Genomic DNA, 14,996 nt, shown 5'->3' on the forward strand with positions numbered 1-14,996 from the left:
GAGGACCCGTGACCACCTCCACCCGGCCCACCGCACTCCACACCGTCGAGGCGTACTTCGAGGCACTCGGCCAGGGCGACATGGACGCGGTGTTCGCCCTGCTCGCCCCGGAGGTCGAGTGGCTCGTCCCCGGCGACGCCGCGCTGGTCCCCTGGGCAGGACGGCGCACCGGGCACACGGCGATGCGCGAGTGGTTCCCCATGCTCGCCGGCGCCGGAGAGCGCAAGGACTTCGAGCTCTACGGGATGGCACCGCTCGGGGCGGACCAGGTCCTGGCGAACGGCCGGTTCGTCTTCCGCATGCACGCCACCGGCGCGGTCTACGACGACGAGTTCGTCATGCGCTTCACGGTCCGCGACGGGCACATCACCGCCTACCGCATCTACGAGGACTCCCTTGCTCTGGCCCGCGCCTACCGGGGCTGAAGGGGCTCAGCCGTCGGCCGTTGCGATCCCTACGGGGCAGCTCACGCCGGTCCCCCCGATCCCGCAGTACCCCGCAGGGTTCTTCTCCAAGTACTGCTGGTGGTACGCCTCCGCGTAGTAGAACGGCCCCGCCGGGAGGATCTCTGTGGTGATGGTGCCGTAGCCCGAGCCCTTCAGGACGGACTGGTACGCCTCTCGGGAGGCCTCCGCCGTGGTCTGGTGATCGGGGGAGTGGGTGTAGATCGCGGAGCGGTACTGGGTGCCGCGGTCGTTGCCTTGGCGGAAGCCCTGGGTGGGGTCGTGGGACTCCCAGAAGAGCTTGAGCAGGGACTCGTACGAGGTGAGCGACGGGTCGAAGACGACGCGGACCGCTTCCGTGTGGCCCGTCAGGCCGCTGCAGACCTCGTCGTAGGCGGGGTGCGGGGTGTGGCCGCCCTGGTAGCCGACCAGGGTCGTCCACACGCCCTCCGCCTGCCAGAACTTGCGCTCGGCGCCCCAGAAGCAGCCCAGCCCGAAGTCCGCCACCGCCAGGCCCTCGGGGTAGGGGGCGGCCAGCGGGGTGCCCAGGACCGTGTGGCGCTCCTGGAGGGGGAACTCCGGCTCGGGGCGGCCCTTGAGGGCCTGCTCGGGGGTGGGCAGGCGGTTCGGGAACATCCGGTTCTCGCTCTCCTCGGCTCCAGTGGTCCTTGGACAAGAACGTACGGCCGGGGCCGGGGATTCCAGGCCCGGCCGGTCAGGCGGTCAGCGGCCGGTCCGGAGAGCGCCCGAGCCGATGATCGCCGCGTCGCGGTACAGGCAGAAGGCCTCCGCCTGCTTGCTGGGGTAGTACGTCCACGGCACGGCCGACACATAACCGTCCACCCGCCGGAACTGCTCCACGGCCTCCGCGTACCGCTCCTGCTTCGTCAGGATGTACGCCAGCAGGTGACGCGCGCCCGCCAGCCGGGGGTGGTCCGGCCGGCACGCCGCCACGTCGATCAGGGCGGCGTCGACCATGGCCGTGAGGTCCACCGAGCGGAACGCGACCTCCGGGGCGTCCTCGTCGAGGTGATCGTGCCAATGCATCAGCGGGAGCATCGTCATCAGATTGCCGGGCGGGGCCGTGCGCGCCGCGCCCCACGCGAACTCGCGGACCAGCTCCTCCGAGCCGCGCCACCTCGGGTACCAGTACAAGAGCGCGCTCGCGTGGGCGTCGAAGAGGTACGGGGCACGGGCGGTGATCTCGGCCCACAGCTCCCGCATCGTCTCGTGCGACGCCCCCGTGCCCTTCTCCAGCGGGATCCGGGAGGCGTACGGGGTGGGGTCGTCCGGCGCGGCCAGAGCGATGGCGCGGTCGAAGTCCTCCCGGGCCTCGCGCAGCATCCGGTGGAAGCCCGCGAACTGCTCGGCCGTGGTGTCCTGGGCCCAGGCCGTGCCCCGGACGTCCCACGCCACGATCACCTTCGCCTCCGCCTTGACGACCGCCGCGCCCGGGTCGTCGGGGCGCGCGGCCTCCCAGGCCCGGAGCCAGGCGTCGTCCTTGGCCGCGGCATGGGCGATGATCCCGACCAGCGCGGAGCGCCGCTCCCAGTCGGCGCCCGTGGCGTCGAGCGCCTGCGCGGCGGGCTGCCAGTCGCCCCGGGCGAGGGCCGCCTCGATGGCGTCGGCCTCGGGGTCCGCGAAGGACCGCTCCGTGTTCTGCCGCTCCGGCGGCAGCCAGCCGGCCGCGGCCAGCCGGGCGGCGGACGGCGCGACCTCGCGCCGTCTCTTCCTGATCCAGAGGAAGACGGACACGGCTATGACGATGATGGCCAGCAGCATGTGGGGAAGTGATCCGATCGAGAGATAGGAAGAAGAGGGGAATTAAACAGTCGTGGTGCTCAGCAGCTCGCGCAGCGGTGCCGTGTCGGGTACGTCGCCGACGGCCGGCCGTACCGCCGCCGCCACCGCCTCGTCGGTCCCCGCACCCGTCGGCAGCAGGAGCCGTGCGGGCTCCGACCAGGACAGCTCCCAGCGGGCTCCCGCCGTCTCGGCCAGGGCCAGTTCGGTCAGGTTGTACAGCCCGCAGTGCAGCGCGGGGCGCAGGAACTCCCGGGCGGCGCGGCCCGTGGCCCGGGCGGCCTCCGGTGACTTGGGCAGGCGGTCGGCGATCTGCCACAGCCGGCCGGCGTCGACGGCGTCGAGGAACGCCGTCAGGTCCGCCGTGGCGCTCGAAGCCCCGGCCCCTGGTGTCGCCGTCAGCGCCTCCCGTAGCGCACGCGCCTCCTCCACAGTCAGCGCGTGCATGCTCCGGTGCGTCAGCTCCGGCCAGTCCGCCCGCTCCAGGGCCAGGGCCTCGGGCGTGAGGACGGCGCTCTCCAGCTCCCTCAGGACCCGGTCGGCGTCGCGCAGCAGCGCGAGCGCGGGCCGTGCCGGGGCGGCCGCGCGGCCGTCGTCGGGCAGCGCCTCGATCAGGCGGACCCGGTCGGCCGGCGACGGGTGGGTGTCGTACGGGGAGGTCTCCCCGGCCGGTGGTTCGCCGCGCAGCTCCGCCAGGTTCTCCTGGCGCCCGGGGGCGGCCAGCAGCCGGCGCAGGCCGCCGAAGACCTCGCCGGGCGGCGGGAGGAGGCCCGCCGGGACGCCCATCGTCGCGTAGCGGCTCATGTAGAAGTCGTGGGCCGCGTCGAGGGCGGCGGTCTCGCGCAGCGCCGAGGCCGTGGCGTCCCGTCCGGCGATCCGCGCCGCCGTCCGGTCGGCGGCGAGCTCCTGCGCCCGGCCGGCGCCGTGGGTGGCACGCAGACAGACGCGGGCGTACGCGACGAAGGGCCTGGCCATCATGCGGTGGGTGAACCCGGCCCGGCCGGTGTTCACCTCCTTGGCCTCACGCCCCTTCGCGATCGCCTTGGCGGCGGCCTTCTCCTGCCGGGAACGCTCCTTGTCGATCCGCTTGCGCTCCCGCTCCTGGAAGGCCTTCACGGTCCGCAGCACGCTGTCGCGACCGCGGTGGGTGATGCCCGCGAGCCGGGTGTCGGCATTGCCGTAGTGGGCGAGCTCGTGGGCGAGCACGGCGTGCAGCTGCGGCTCGGTGAGCCCGGTCAGCAGCGGTACGCCGATGCAGAGGCTGCGCGGGCCGGGCAGCAGGCCGAGCAGGCGGGTGTCCTCGCAGACGCCCGCGTTCGCGTCCCCGGTGAGGAGGACGGCGTCGGGCGCCCGGGTGCCGACGCGCTCGGCCAACGAGCGGACGGTCCGCCACAGCTCGGGCTGCTCGGCGTCGGTGACGGGCAGTCCGGCGATGTCGGAGTGGCCCGGTCCGCCGGGCGTGAGGGCGCCCCGGACGAAGGGGATGCCGAGCGTGAGGAGATGGAAGCCGGCCAGCAGGGCGAAGGCCCGCAGGGCGCGCAAAGAGGTGCCCACCGGGCGAAATCCCCCACTAAAGCATCGGTAGACAGAGTAGGGGGATCATATGTGTGATTCCGGCGCTGTTCGACCGGATTTCGCCCAGGGCTCCGCCTGGCCATCCGCCCGGCGCCCCCGCCCGGCGCCCCCGCCCGGCGTCGGCCGCTAGGCGGAGTGCCGCCCCGCCTCGAAGCCCGCCACGGCCATCGCCCGGTACGCGGTGTACGCCGCCACCGGGTCCTGCTCGTACGTCCACGGCACCGCGCCGATGTGGCCGTCGACCTTGCGCAGCTGCTCCAGGGCCTCGCCGTGGCGCTCGGCCCGGACCAGGAACCACGCCAGCAGATGGCGCACGTGCGGCAGCACGGGGTGGTTCTCCGGGGCGCCCGCCACCGCGAACTGGGCGGCCTCGATCGCCTGGCTGACCACCACGCTCTGGAACAGGCCGCGCACCAGCTGTACGTCGGGCAGGTGGTCGTGGACGGCGAACAGCGGCAGCGCCGGCAGCAGGCTGCCCTCTGCCGCGCCGGCCGCCGCCCGCTGGGCGAAGGCGTCCGCCTGCTCCTGCGAGCCGTGCCACTTCGCGCTCCAGTACCGCAGCGCGGCCAGGTGCGCGCCCATGTGCTGCGGGGCGCGGGCCACCACCGTCTCCCACACGGACTGGAACTCCGCCTCGCTCGCGTTCAGGCCCCGCGCCACGCCCAGCTCGACGATGTACGGCACGGGGTCGCCCGGCGCCAGCAAGGCCGCCTCGGCACAGACCGTGCGGGCCTCCTCCAGGATCATCCGGAAGTCCTGCGAGGACGGGTCGCGCAGCGCCTGCTGGACCAGGAACTCGGCCTGGACCGCCGCGCCGCCCGCGTCCTTGGGGGCCACCACGCGCCAGTGCCGCAGCCACATCCCGCCCGTGCCCGGCGTCTCGGCCAGCTCGCGCACGGCGGCCCCGGCGAGGGTCTGCACGCGCTGCCAGCGCAGCTCGGGCGCGTCGGCCGCGGGGGTACGGGCCAGCAGCTCGGAGGCGGGCTTCCAGTCCTGGGTGCGGCGGGCCTCCTCGACGGCGGCCAGCAGCTCCGGGTCGGGGCCCGGGAGCCGTACGTCCAGCTGCCCGGGGGGTACGAAGCCGTGGGCGCCCACCGGGTCGACGGCCGCGCCGGCACCCAGCAGGGCGTCCTGCTCCGCGCGGCGGCGGCGGCGCAGCGCCGGTACCACCACGACGCCGCAGATCACGACGAGGGCGAGCAGGATGAGCAGAAACTCCATGAGGTGTCCCGAGAGCTGAGAAACGAGGATCGACGTCGGTACAACGCCACAAAGCGGCGGATCGTTCATCCGCCGGTTACAAGTGAACAGGAGCGTTCGGGGGAACGGGTACTACGCTCGGGTAAATGAGCGACCAGCACAGCTTCGAGACCCTCGCCATCCACGCCGGGCAGGAGGCGGACCCGCTGACCGGGGCCGTCGTGCCGCCCATCTACCAAGTCTCCACCTACAAGCAGGACGGCGTCGGCGGCCTGCGCGGCGGCTACGAGTACAGCCGTAGCGCCAATCCCACCCGTACCGCCCTGGAAGAGAACCTGGCGGCCCTCGAGGGCGGCGTCCGGGGCCTGGCCTTCGCCTCCGGCCTGGCGGCCGAGGACTGCCTGCTGCGCACGCTGCTGGCGCCGGGCGACCACGTGGTCATCCCGAACGACGCCTACGGCGGTACGTTCCGGCTCTTCGCCAAGGTCGTCGGCCGCTGGGGCGTGGAGTGGTCGGTCGCCGACACCTCCAGCCCGGAGGCCGTGCGCGCCGCCATCCGGCCCGAGACGAAGGCCGTCTGGGTCGAGACCCCGTCCAACCCGCTGCTCGGCATCACCGACATCGCCGCCGTCGCGGGCGTCGCCCACGAGGCCGGCGCCAAGCTGGTCGTGGACAACACCTTCGCCAGCCCCTACCTCCAGCAGCCGCTGGCGCTGGGCGCGGACGTCGTCGTCCACTCCACCACCAAGTACATGGGCGGCCACTCCGACGTCGTCGGCGGCGCGCTGATCACCTCCGACGCCGGCCTCGGCGAGGAACTGGCCTACCACCAGAACGCGATGGGCGCCGTCGCCGGCCCCTTCGACTCCTGGCTGACGCTGCGCGGCATCAAGACCCTGGCCGTGCGCATGGACCGCCACACCGCCAACGCCGAGCGCGTGGTGGAGATGCTGGTCGCCCACCCGAAGGTGACGCAGGTCTACTACCCGGGTCTGCCCGAGCACCCGCTGCACGAGGTCGCGGCCAAGCAGATGCGCGCCTTCGGCGGCATGGTGTCCTTCCGCGTCGCGGGCGGCGAGCAGGCGGCGGTCGAGGTCTGCAACCGCGCGAAGCTGTTCACCCTCGGCGAGTCGCTGGGCGGCGTCGAGTCGCTGATCGAGCACCCGGGCCGGATGACGCACGCCTCGGTGGCCGGTTCCGCGCTGGAGGTCCCGGCGGACCTGGTGCGCGCCTCGGTCGGCATCGAGTCGGCGGACGACCTGCTGGCCGACCTGACCCAGGCGCTGGGCTAGACGGCGGGAACGTTTCACCCCTGACCGGTCGACCCAGGTCGACCGGTCGCGCCCAGGCGACCGGCGCGGGGCCACGAGCCGGCCGCCCCCCGGCGGCGGCCCGGGCCCGGGCCGGTCCCGTGTCCCGGCGACCGGTCGCGCCCGCTCAGGAAGCGGGCGGCACCTGGGTCGGCTGGGTGAAGTGGATGTCGGAGAGGGCTCCGTTGAAGCGGGTGAGCAGGGTGCAGAACACCTCGCGCTCGTTCTCCGTCCAGCCCTCCGTCACCAGCGCCATCAGCTCGCGGCGCGAGGCGCGCACCTCCTCCAGCCGCGCCTTGCCGCGCGGCGAGAGCTGCAGGACGACGGCGCGGCCGTCCTCCGGGTGCGAGGTGCGCTTGACCAGGCCGGTGTCGACCAGCGGCGCCACCTGGCGGGTGACGGTCGAGGAGTCGATTCCCATGCCCGCGGCGAGGGCCTTGACCCCCATCGGGCCTTCCTGGTCGAGGCGGTTGAGCAGCAGGTAGGCGGCGCGGTCCATGGAGTTGTGGACCCGGCCTACGCCACCGAGCCGGGTCTGCTCGGCGCGGCGGGCGAAGACGGCCACCTGGTGCTGGAGGGCGTCGAGGACACCGGGTGCGAGGTCGGTCGTCATGTCCTGATGGGTGGGCATGGCCTGGGGCTCACTTCGTACGGCGGGCAGGGGAACGGACGTGAACTGCTCAGAATGGGGGACAGAGTACGCGGCCCGGGGCGTGCTCGTACCAGTGCTCCGCAAACCGGTCGGTATGTATGTATGCGGCTCATGTCGACGACGCTGCGGGACCGGGCGAAAACCGTGGCAAAGCCCCAGGTGAGGGGCTGATCGAGGGCCCGTGGGCCGGCCCGGACCGACGGCCCCGGGGCCGGTCGCGCAGGATACTTGGCTCATGGCCGCACGCCTCGTCTCTCCCGGCGATGTGCGCCGTGCGCGGCGGACGTTGTCCGGAGTGTCCGTGACCACCGCCCTGGAGAGCAGCCGCCATCTGTCCGCTCTGGTGGGCGCCCCGGTCCACCTCAAGTGCGAGAACCTGCAGCGGACCGGTTCCTTCAAGCTGCGCGGCGCCTACGTGCGGATCGCCGGCCTGTCGCCGCGGGAGCGGGCGGCCGGCGTGGTCGCGGCCAGCTCCGGCAACCACGCCCAGGGGGTGGCGCTGGCGGCCTCGCTGCTGGGCGTGCGGGCGACGGTGTTCATGCCGGAGGGCTCCCCGCTGCCGAAGGTGGCCGCCACGCGCGGCTACGGCGCCGAAGTCCGGCTGGGCGGACAGGCCCTGGACGAGGCGCTCGCCGCCGCGCGCGAGCACGCCGAGCGGACCGGTGCCGTCTTCATCCACCCCTTCGACCACCCCGACATCGTCGCGGGCCAGGGCACGGTGGGCCTGGAGATCCTGCAGCAGTGCCCCGAGGCGGCGACCGTCGTGGCGGGCATGGGCGGGGGCGGGCTGGTGGCGGGGATCGCGGTGGCCGTCAAGGGGCTGCGGCCGGACGTGCGGATCGTGGGCGTGCAGGCGGCCGGCGCCGCCGCGTACCCGCCGTCGCTGGCCGCCGGGCACCCGGTGTCGCTGGACGCCCCGGTGACGATGGCGGACGGCATCCGGGTGGGGCGCCCCGGCGAGGTGCCGTTCCGGATCGTCGAGGAGCTCGTGGACGAGGTCCGTACCGTCACCGAGGACGAGCTGGCGGCCGCGCTGCTGCTCTGCCTGGAGCGGGCGAAGCTCGTGGTGGAGCCGGCCGGGGCGAGCCCGGTGGCGGCGCTGCTGGCCGATCCCACGGCGTTCGAGGGCCCGGTCGTGGCCGTCCTGTCCGGCGGCAACGTGGACCCGCTGCTGCTGCAGCGCGTGCTGCGCCACGGCATGGCGGCGGCGGGCCGGTACCTGTCGCTGCGGCTGCCGCTGACGGACCGTCCGGGGGCGCTGGCGGCCCTGCTCGCGGTGCTGTCCGACGCCGACGCCAACGTCGTGGACATCAGCCACGTACGGACCGATCCGCGGCTGGGCCTGACGGAGGCGGAGGTCGAGCTGCACCTGGAGACGTCGGGGCCGGAGCACTGCGCCCAGGTGACGCAGGCGCTGCGGGCGGCGGGCTATCCGGTGATGTCCTGATATCCGGGGGCGGGTTCGCGGCGTGTTTCCCAGGGATTTCGGCGGTGGCATTCATTCACAGGGCGGGATGGCGAGGATGAACGTAAAATCATCTATTACGTCACCTTTAAACGGGGAGAACCTCCATGCCAGGCGCGATATACGCCGAAGGCCTGGTCAAGACCTTCGGCGACGTCACGGCTCTGGACGGCGTTGATCTCGACGTCCCGGAAGGAACCGTTCTAGGACTGCTCGGCCCCAACGGCGCGGGCAAGACCACCGCCGTGCGCGTCCTCACGACCCTCATCAAGCCCGACCGCGGCAAGGCCGTCGTCGCGGGCATCGACGTACTGAAGAAACCCAACGAGGTCCGCCACTCCATCGGTCTTTCCGGACAATTCGCCGCCGTCGACGAATATCTGACGGGACGTGAGAACCTCCGGATGGTCGGCCGGCTCTACCAGATGAGCGCGCGCGACGCGAAGGCCCGGGCGGGGGAGCTGCTGGAGCGCTTCAACCTCGCCGACGCCGCCGACCGCGCCGCCAAGACCTACTCCGGCGGCATGCGCCGCCGCCTCGACCTCGCCGCCGCCCTCGTCGTCAGCCCGCCCGTGATGTTCATGGACGAGCCCACCACGGGCCTGGACCCGCGCAACCGCCAGCAGTTGTGGGAGGTCATCCAGGAACTCGTCGCCGGCGGCACCACCTTGCTGCTCACCACCCAGTACCTGGAGGAGGCCGACCACCTCGCGCACGACATCTGCGTGATCGACCACGGCAAGGTCATCGCCCGCGGCACCTCCGACCAGCTCAAGGCACGCACAGGCGGGGAGCGCGTCGAGCTGGTCGTGCACGAGCGCGGCCACATCGACCTCGCCCTGGAGGTCATGCGCGCCTTCGGCAAGGGCGAAGCCACCGTCGAGCAGCACACCCGCAAGGTCATCGTCCCGGTCTCCGGCGGCGCCAAGCTGCTCGCCGAGGTGATCCGCGAGCTCGACGCCCGCGGCATCGAGCTCGACGACATCGGGCTGCGCCGCCCGACGCTGGACGACGTGTTCATCTCGCTCACCGGGCACGTCGCCGAAGCCGCGGACGAGGCCGACGAGGACACGGCGAAGGAAGGGGTCACCCCATGAGCGCCGCCCAGGGCACCTACTCCCGGCGGCCCGTCCCCACGGCACGCGGCGGTGCGGTCCAGTCCGTCCGCGACTCCCTGGTCGTCGCCCAGCGCAATCTGATCCGCATGGCCCGCATACCCGAAGTGGTGATCTTCGGGCTGATCCAGCCGATCATGTTCGTGGTGCTGTTCAGCTATGTCTTCGGCGGCTCGATCGCCGTGGGCGGCAGCACCGACCCCGCGACGTACCGCGAGTTCCTGATGGCCGGCATCTTCGCCCAGACCGTCACCTTCGCCACGGCGGGAGCGGGCGCGGGCATCGCCGACGACATGCACAAGGGCCTCATCGACCGCTTCCGCTCGCTGCCCATGGCCCGCGGGGCCGTGCTCACCGGGCGGACGCTCGCGGACCTGGTGCAGACCGCCCTCACGCTCGTCGTGCTGGCCGTCGTCGCCGTGATCGTCGGCTGGCGCATCCACGAGGGCGTCCTCAAGGCGCTGGCCGGCTTCGCCCTGCTGCTCCTGCTCGGCTACGCCTTCTCGTGGATCGGCGCGCTGATCGGCCTGAGCGTCAGAACGCCGGAGGCGGCCACCTCGGGCGGGCTGATCTGGCTCTTCCCGCTGACCTTCATCTCCAACGCCTTCGTACCGGCGGACAACATGCCCACCGTGCTGCGCACCATCGCGGAGTGGAACCCGTTCAGCGCCACGGTGCAGGCGGCGCGGCAGCTCTTCGGCAATCTGCCGGAGGGGTACCCGGTGCCGGCGGCGTGGCCGATGCAGCATCCGGTGTGGGCGTCGCTGATCTGGTCCGTGTTGATCATCGTCGCCTTCCGCTCACTGGCGGTGCGCAAGTACCGCTCGGCGACGGCGTGAGGCGGGGGGCCGCACAGCGCCCCCGGAGCACGGGAGAGCCCCGGACCCAGGCGGGTCCGGGGCTCTCCGGCGGCAGTGTCCTGCTCAGCCCTGGTAGGGCTTGGCCTCCAGGATGCGCACCATGGCCTTGCGGCCGTTGGGCAGCTCGTACTGGGCGTCCTCGCCGATCTTCTTGCCGTTCACGCCGGAGCCCAGCGGGGACTGCGGGGAGTACGTCTCGATGTCCGAGCTGGCGTACTCGCGCGAGGCGAGCAGGAAGTCGAGCGTGTCGTCCGGGTCGCCGTCGAAGGCGATGGTGACGACCATGCCGGGGGCCACCACTCCGTCGGCCTCCGGGGCCTCGCCGACCTTGGCGGACTCCAGCAGCTGCGTCAGCTGGCGGACGCGGAGCTCCTGCTTGCCCTGCTCCTCCTTGGCCGCGTGGTAACCGCCGTTCTCTCGCAGGTCACCTTCCTCGCGGGCCGCCGCGATCTTTGCGGCGATCTCGGTGCGAGCGGGACCAGACAGGTACTCCAGCTCGGCCTTGAGCTGGTCGTACGCCTCCTGAGTCAGCCAGGTGACGTTGTCGCTGGTCTGGGTCACAGGTGCTCCTCGTCGGTACTGGGGGAATGCTTGGGGTACATCGCGATAACAAATGAACGCCCTACTCAGAAGGGTGCACCTTCAAAGCGGGGCGAAACCACGAGCCTAACAATTACGTCCGTAAAGGGGGAAGAAGTAAAGGGGAGAAACCGCGCAAGAATCGCGTCAACGCAGGTCAGAGGGGGGTCTATCCCTTTTGGCCATGGTGGCGGGTCAGCCGCGGGGCGCGCTCCGGCAGCCCTCGAGCTCCGTGGCGGTGGCCCGACCGGTCGTCCGGACGGTGACCAGCTCCGTGAAGTGGCCCTCGCGGCGGTCGAAGGTCACGTCCTTGCGCGCCACCTCGCCCCCGTCCTCGCCCAGCGAGCGCAGCGTGCACACGCCGGTGGCGTCCTTCTCCTTGCGGATCTCCAGGACCGCCTGCACCGTGTCGTCCGAAACGGTCTTGGAACGCACCAGCTGACCGCTGACGTCCGACTTCGTGATGTAGTGCACACCCGCCCAGGCGACGAAGCCGAGCAGCGCGGCGCCCAGCACCCCGCCGACGATCTTCAGCTTGCGGTCGGCGCGTTCGTCCGCCGAGCGGCCGTAGCGGCCCTCGGGCAGGGCGGCCTGGCGTTCCGCAGCCATGGTCGTTCCTCCTGGGTCTCGTTCACCGGACGCGGAATGAATCGGCGGCCGTTTCGGTCACTATAGGAGGCGCCCCGGCTGACCGATAAGAGGGGCCATGACCAGTGACTGAGGATCGAGCCTTGACTGAGCAGCTCCGACTGATGGCCGTTCACGCCCACCCCGACGACGAGTCGAGCAAGGGCGCGGCCACGATGGCCAAGTACGTGTCCGAGGGGGTGGACGTGCTGGTCGCCACCTGCACGGGTGGTGAGCGTGGCTCCATCCTCAACCCCAAGCTCCAGGGCGACCCCTACATCGAGGAGCACATCCACGAGGTCCGCGCCAAGGAGATGGACGAGGCCCGCGACATCCTCGGCGTCAAGCAGGAGTGGCTGGGCTTCGTCGACTCCGGCCTGCCCGAGGGCGACCCGCTGCCGCCGCTGCCCGAGGGCTGCTTCGCGCTCCAGGACGTCGATGAGGCGGCCGGCGCGCTGGTGAAGCTGATCCGCGAGTTCCGTCCGCACGTGATCACCACGTACGACGAGAACGGCGGCTACCCGCACCCCGACCACATCATGACGCACAAGATCACGATGGTGGCCTTCGAGGCCGCGGGCGACCCCGAGCGCTACCCCGAGGCCGGCGAGCCCTGGCAGCCGCAGAAGCTCTACTACAACCAGGGCTTCAACCGCGAGCGCACCCTGGCCCTCCACGAGGCGCTGCTGGCCCGCGGCCTGGAGTCCCCTTACGGCGAGTGGCTGGAGCGCTGGCTGACGGCCGGCCGCCAGCGGACCCTGACCACGTACGTCCCGTGCGGCGACTTCTTCGAGATCCGCGACAAGGCGCTGATCGCCCACGCCACCCAGATCGACCCCGACGGCGGCTGGTTCCGGGTGCCGCTGGACCTCCAGCGCGAGGTGTGGCCCACCGAGGAGTACGAGCTCGCGAAGTCCCTCGTCGACACTTCCCTCCCCGAGGACGACCTCTTCGCGGGCATCCGCAACAATTGACCCCATGATGAGCGCGACTGCAACCCTCGCCGCCACCCACCTCGTGCCGTTCGCCGCCGAGGAGCTGGACAAGAACAAGGTCACGCCCGGTGTGCTCGGCTTCCTCGTCTTCGCCGTGATCGGCGGGGCCGTGTGGATGCTGATGAAGAGCATGAACAAGCACATGAAGCGGGTGGACTTCGAGGAGGCGCCGGAGCCCTCCGCCGAGGCGCTGCCCGGCGGGGCCGGCAAGACGACGGCGTAGGAGCCGTCCTTCGATCGCCGGACGGGCGGAAGGTCCAGTCCGGCGATTGAGGACGGGGGGTCCGGGGCGGAGCCCCGGTTTCGTGCTGCCGTGGGGAAGGATGGCCCCATGCCGAACCGTCTGGCGCACGAGACGTCCCCCTACCTCCTCCAGCACGCCGAGAACCCGGTCGACTGGTGGCCCTGGTCGCCCGAGGCCTTCGCCGAGGCCCGGCGGCGGGGCGTGCCGGTGCTGCTGAGCGTGGGGTACTCCAGCTGTCACTGGTGTCACGTCATGGCGCACGAGTCCTTCGAGGACGAGCCGACCGCCGCCTACCTCAACGAGCACTTCCTCTCCGTCAAGGTCGACCGCGAGGAGCGGCCCGACATCGACGCTGTGTACATGGAGGCGGTCCAGGCCGCCACCGGCCAGGGCGGCTGGCCCATGACGGTCTTCCTCACCCCGGACGCCGAGCCGTTCTACTTCGGCACCTACTTCCCGCCCGAGCCCCGGCACGGCATGCCCGGCTTCGTCCAGGTCCTCGAGGGCGTCCACGCCGCGTGGCGCGACCGGCGCGACGAGGTGGGCCAGGTCGCGGGGCGCATCGTGCGGGACCTGGCGGACCGGACGCTGTCCGTGGACACCGCCCGGCCCCCCGCCGCCGAGGACGCGCACGCCGCGCTGCTGGGGCTGACCCGGGAGTTCGACGCCGTGCGCGGCGGCTTCGGCGGCGCACCGAAGTTCCCGCCGTCCATGGCGCTGGAGTTCCTGCTGCGCCACTACGTCCGCACGGGCTCGGCGGCGGCCCTGGAGATGGCGGGCGCCACGTGCGAGGCGATGGCGCGCGGCGGCATCTACGACCAGCTCGGCGGCGGCTTCGCGCGCTATTCGGTGGACGCCGGCTGGGTGGTGCCCCACTTCGAGAAGATGCTCTACGACAACGCCCTGCTGTGCCGGGTCTACGCCCACCTGTGGCGTGCCACGGGCTCGGAGCTGGCCCGGCGCGTCGCCCTGGAGACGGCGGACTTCATGGTCCGCGAACTGCGCACGGCGCAGGGCGGCTTCGCCTCGGCGCTGGACGCCGACAGCGACGACGGCACGGGCCGGCACGTCGAGGGCGCGTACTACGTGTGGACGCCGCGGCAGTTGCGGGAGGTGCTGGGCGAGGCGGACGCGGCCATGGCGGCGGTCCACTTCGGGGTGACCGAGGAGGGCACCTTCGAGGAGGGCGCCTCCGTGCTGCGGCTGCCCGACACCGAACAGCTGTGGGACGCGGGGAAGATCGCCTCCGTGCGGACCCGGCTGCTGGCGGCGCGCGATCAGCGGCCCCGCCCGGCACGGGACGACAAGATCGTGGCCGCCTGGAACGGGCTGGCCATCGCCGCACTGGCCGAGACCGGCGCCTACTTCGACCGCCCGGACCTGGTCCAGGCCGCCACGGACGCCGCCGACCTGCTCGTCCGCACCCACATGGACTGGCACGCGCGGCTGTTCCGCACCTCGCTGGACGGCGTCGCCGGCACGCACGCGGGGGTGCTGGAGGACTACGCGGACGTCGCCGAGGGCTTCCTGGCCCTGTCCGCGGTCACCGGCGAAGGCGTGTGGGTGGACTTCGCGGGGCTGCTCCTGGACACCGTGCTGGTCCGCTTCACCGACGTGGACGGGGCGCTCTTCGACACCGCGGACGACGCCGAGATCCTCATCCGGCGCCCGCAGGACCCCACGGACAACGCCACGCCCTCCGGCTGGACGGCGGCGGCCGGCGCCCTGCTGACGTACGCCGCGTACACCGGCAGCTCCGCGCACCGGGAGGCGGCGGAGAAGGCGCTGGGCGTGGTGCGCACGCTCGGGGCGAAGGCGCCGCGGTTCATCAGCTGGGGGCTGGCGGTGGCCGAGGCCCTGCTGGACGGGCCGCGCGAGGTCGCGGTCGTCGGCCCGGCCGATCACCCCGTCACCCGGCAGCTGCACCACACGGCGCTGCTGTCCACGGCCCCCGGCCTGGTGGTGGCGGTGGGCGAGCCGGGCTCCGAGGAGGTGCCGCTCCTGCAGGGCCGCACCCTGCGCGACGGCCGTCCGGCGGCCTATGTGTGCCGGAACTTCACCTGTGACGCGCCCACGGTCGACGCGAAGGCCCTGGCGGAGAAGCTGGGCGGCTGAGGGCGGCGGCGTGCGC

At 72.4% G+C, this 14,996-nt stretch carries 15 protein-coding genes; 8 read left to right on the top strand and 7 right to left on the bottom strand.

The genetic code is table 11. The features are described from left to right. The first annotated feature begins 8 nt into the window (after positions 1-8). On the top strand, positions 9-425 hold the full coding sequence (locus AB0G59_RS00170) for a nuclear transport factor 2 family protein (protein WP_360906401.1): 417 nt from the start codon (positions 9-11) through the stop codon (positions 423-425). Positions 426-431: 6 nt separating this feature from the next. Here AB0G59_RS00170 and msrA read toward each other — a convergent pair whose 3' ends face one another. From msrA to AB0G59_RS00190, 4 genes are all read right to left on the bottom strand, one after another. After that, positions 432-1,079, bottom strand: coding sequence for a peptide-methionine (S)-S-oxide reductase MsrA (gene msrA, locus AB0G59_RS00175; RefSeq protein WP_360906403.1), 648 nt, complete (start codon positions 1,077-1,079; stop codon positions 432-434). A gap of 87 nt (positions 1,080-1,166) precedes the next feature. Next, complete coding sequence (locus AB0G59_RS00180; protein WP_360906405.1) at positions 1,167-2,225, bottom strand: hypothetical protein; 1,059 nt, start codon at positions 2,223-2,225, stop codon at positions 1,167-1,169. 42 nt (positions 2,226-2,267) lie between these two features. After that, positions 2,268-3,797, bottom strand: coding sequence for a M48 family metalloprotease (locus tag AB0G59_RS00185; RefSeq protein ID WP_360906407.1), 1,530 nt, complete (start codon positions 3,795-3,797; stop codon positions 2,268-2,270). A 147-nt stretch (positions 3,798-3,944) separates the two neighbouring features. After that, complete coding sequence (locus AB0G59_RS00190; protein WP_360906409.1) at positions 3,945-5,039, bottom strand: hypothetical protein; 1,095 nt, start codon at positions 5,037-5,039, stop codon at positions 3,945-3,947. 125 nt (positions 5,040-5,164) lie between these two features. Between AB0G59_RS00190 and AB0G59_RS00195 the strand changes: the two genes are divergently transcribed. Then, the gene (locus AB0G59_RS00195; protein ID WP_360906411.1) at positions 5,165-6,310 is read left to right on the top strand and encodes a cystathionine gamma-synthase; all 1,146 of its coding nucleotides are present in this window, start codon (positions 5,165-5,167) and stop codon (positions 6,308-6,310) included. A 145-nt stretch (positions 6,311-6,455) separates the two neighbouring features. On the opposite strand, the gene AB0G59_RS00200 is transcribed toward AB0G59_RS00195, so the two are convergent. Continuing rightward, on the bottom strand, positions 6,456-6,959 hold the full coding sequence (locus tag AB0G59_RS00200) for a MarR family transcriptional regulator (RefSeq protein ID WP_177337451.1): 504 nt from the start codon (positions 6,957-6,959) through the stop codon (positions 6,456-6,458). 256 nt (positions 6,960-7,215) lie between these two features. Here AB0G59_RS00200 and ilvA point away from each other — a divergent pair, with 256 nt between their 5' ends. The 3 genes from ilvA to AB0G59_RS00215 all read left to right on the top strand — a co-directional run bounded on the left by ilvA (position 7,216) and on the right by AB0G59_RS00215 (position 10,399). Then, positions 7,216-8,427, top strand: coding sequence for a threonine ammonia-lyase (gene ilvA, locus AB0G59_RS00205; protein WP_360906413.1), 1,212 nt, complete (start codon positions 7,216-7,218; stop codon positions 8,425-8,427). A gap of 125 nt (positions 8,428-8,552) precedes the next feature. Then, positions 8,553-9,542, top strand: coding sequence for an ATP-binding cassette domain-containing protein (locus AB0G59_RS00210; RefSeq protein WP_360906415.1), 990 nt, complete (start codon positions 8,553-8,555; stop codon positions 9,540-9,542). After that, positions 9,539-10,399: an ABC transporter permease gene (locus tag AB0G59_RS00215; protein WP_360906417.1), complete on the top strand. Its 861-nt coding sequence runs from the start codon at positions 9,539-9,541 to the stop codon at positions 10,397-10,399. The genes AB0G59_RS00210 and AB0G59_RS00215 overlap by 4 nt, the downstream gene beginning before the upstream one ends. An 84-nt stretch (positions 10,400-10,483) precedes the next feature. Here the strand turns inward: AB0G59_RS00215 and greA are convergent, their stop codons facing one another. Together greA and AB0G59_RS00225 are read right to left on the bottom strand one after the other, a co-directional pair. After that, a complete protein-coding gene (gene greA / locus AB0G59_RS00220; RefSeq protein WP_360906419.1) occupies positions 10,484-10,981 on the bottom strand; it encodes a transcription elongation factor GreA in 498 nt (165 codons plus the stop codon). 213 nt (positions 10,982-11,194) lie between these two features. Beyond that, the gene (locus tag AB0G59_RS00225; protein WP_360906421.1) at positions 11,195-11,608 is read right to left on the bottom strand and encodes a DUF4307 domain-containing protein; all 414 of its coding nucleotides are present in this window, start codon (positions 11,606-11,608) and stop codon (positions 11,195-11,197) included. Between the two features lie 122 nt (positions 11,609-11,730). Here AB0G59_RS00225 and mca point away from each other — a divergent pair, with 122 nt between their 5' ends. The 3 genes from mca (at position 11,731) to AB0G59_RS00240 (ending at position 14,980) form a co-directional block, all read left to right on the top strand. After that, entirely contained in the window at positions 11,731-12,600 is an 870-nt protein-coding gene (gene mca, locus AB0G59_RS00230) for a mycothiol conjugate amidase Mca (protein ID WP_071961725.1), read from the top strand. Positions 12,601-12,607: 7 nt separating this feature from the next. Then, on the top strand, positions 12,608-12,844 hold the full coding sequence (locus AB0G59_RS00235) for a hypothetical protein (protein ID WP_104531531.1): 237 nt from the start codon (positions 12,608-12,610) through the stop codon (positions 12,842-12,844). 108 nt (positions 12,845-12,952) lie between these two features. Beyond that, the gene (locus AB0G59_RS00240) at positions 12,953-14,980 is read left to right on the top strand and encodes a thioredoxin domain-containing protein (protein ID WP_360906423.1); all 2,028 of its coding nucleotides are present in this window, start codon (positions 12,953-12,955) and stop codon (positions 14,978-14,980) included. Positions 14,981-14,996 lie beyond the last annotated feature (16 nt).

It is taken from the genome of Streptomyces sp. NPDC021096 (assembly GCF_040641275.1).
Taxonomy (GTDB): domain Bacteria; phylum Actinomycetota; class Actinomycetes; order Streptomycetales; family Streptomycetaceae; genus Streptomyces.